2 protein-coding genes are annotated in these 1645 nt (G+C 65.0%); both read right to left on the bottom strand.

What is annotated here, in order from left to right; all coding sequences use genetic code 11:
- Positions 1-175 precede the first annotated feature (175 nt).
- Complete coding sequence (locus WEB61_RS15905) at positions 176-1111, bottom strand: metal ABC transporter solute-binding protein, Zn/Mn family (RefSeq protein WP_368065324.1); 936 nt, start codon at positions 1109-1111, stop codon at positions 176-178.
- 12 nt (positions 1112-1123) lie between these two features.
- The coding region (locus WEB61_RS15900) for a metal ABC transporter permease (RefSeq protein WP_368065323.1) at positions 1124-1645 on the bottom strand (522 nt) is incomplete at its 5' end.

The raw sequence follows: 1645 nt of genomic DNA, 5'->3' as shown, positions 1-1645 counted from the left end.
TCGGCGATGCGCCCTATTATGCGCGGGTCGGCTTCGGGCCGACACCACCGGGACGGCTGACCATGCCGGGTCCGGTCGACCCGGCACGGCTGCTCTATCGTGAGCTCGACATTGGCGCCTTCGCCGGCGTCAAGGGCGCGATTACGAAGCCGGCGGATGTGCGCACCACGGCCGACTAGTTCTTCAGCATCGCCTCGACCAGCAGCGGCACGTTGTGCTGAAACATCGCGACATAGGAAGGCGCCTCGCCGCCACCGGGTGAGAGCGCGTCCGAATAAAGCGCGCCGCCCATTTCGGCGCCGGTCTCGCGCGAGATGGTTTCCATCATGCGCGGATCCGACATGGTTTCGATGAAGAGCGCCTTGATGCCTTCGGTGCGAATCTGGTCGATCAGCCGCGCCAGGGCTTGCGCGCTCGGCTGTGCGCCGCCGGCAAAGCCCAGCGGCGCATGGAATTCAACGCCATAAACGTCGCCGAAATAACCGAAAGCGTCATGCGTGGTGATGACCTTGCGCTTTCCGGCCGGCACCTTGGCGATCTCGGCGCGCACCCAGGCATCGAGTCCCTCCAATTCGGCAATATAGGCGGCTGCGTTCGCTGCGTAGGTGCCGGCATTTTCGGGATCGGCTTTTGCCAGCGCGTCGGCGATGTTGCGCACATAAATCACGCCGTTCGCCGCATTCTGCCAGGCATGGGGATCGAAGTCGTGCGGCACGGCCGGGTAGCCCTCCTTGTCACCATCGGATTTGCTCTCGGGCGCGTGCGAGTCCTTCTCCATATCGCGCGGATTGATGCCGAAGCTCGCAACGACATAGGTGGCCTTGCTTCGCGCGGCGGCGGCGAGGCGCACCATCCAGGGTTCGAAGCCGAGACCGTTGACGACGAGGAGATTTGCGTCGGCGAGGGCCGCGGCATGCGCGGGCCCCGGTTCGAAACTATGTGCGTCGCCGTCCGGGCCGACCAGCACGGTCAGCTCCACATGATCACCGGCGACGCGTTCGACCATGTCGCCCAGAATGCTGAAGCTTGCCACGACCTTCAGCGGCTCGGCCGATACGGGGGCGGCGCCAAGCGTCAACGCCAGGGCGATGCAGGCGAGAAATCGTTTCATCATGCGCCTCCTCTAGTCGTGGAAATGTGCGCGCGGAAAATAACGCGTGCGCAGGCTGTCGCGGGTGCCAAGCAGAATCGAACCGAGATAGAGGCCGCCGGCGGTCAGGATGATCGAGGGGCCGGAGGGCAGGCTGAAATTGTAGGACACCAGCAGCCCGACAAGGCCCGCCGCGAAGGCTATCGCGATCGAGAGTGCCGCCAGGGACCAAACCGCGCCTGCCCAGAAGCGCGCGGCGGCGGCCGGCAGCATCATCAACCCCAGCGCCATCAGCGTGCCGAGCGCCTGAAAGCCGGCAACGAGGTTCAGCACCACCAGCGTCAGAAAGATGAAGTGCCAGGCGGTGCCGCCACCGGTCGTCGCGCGGAGGAACGCCGGGTCGAAGCATTCGATCACCAGCGGCCGGTAGATCAGTGCCAGTGTCACCAGTGTAAAGCTGGCGATGCCTGCAACCAGCAGCAGCGCGCCGTCGTCGACCGAAAGGATGGTGCCGAAGAGCACATGCAGCAGGTCGACGCTCGATCCGCGCATCGA

The sequence above is a fragment of the Parvibaculum sp. genome (genome assembly GCF_040882025.1).
GTDB lineage: Bacteria > Pseudomonadota > Alphaproteobacteria > Parvibaculales > Parvibaculaceae > Parvibaculum.
This window is presented reverse-complemented; position numbering and strand designations above follow the sequence as displayed.

Bases quoted from the DNA above. Each gene is read 5' to 3' on its own strand.
- WEB61_RS15905 (WP_368065324.1), bottom strand. From the start codon at position 1,111: ATGAAACGATTTCTCGCCTGCATCGCCCTGGCGTTGACGCTTGGCGCC.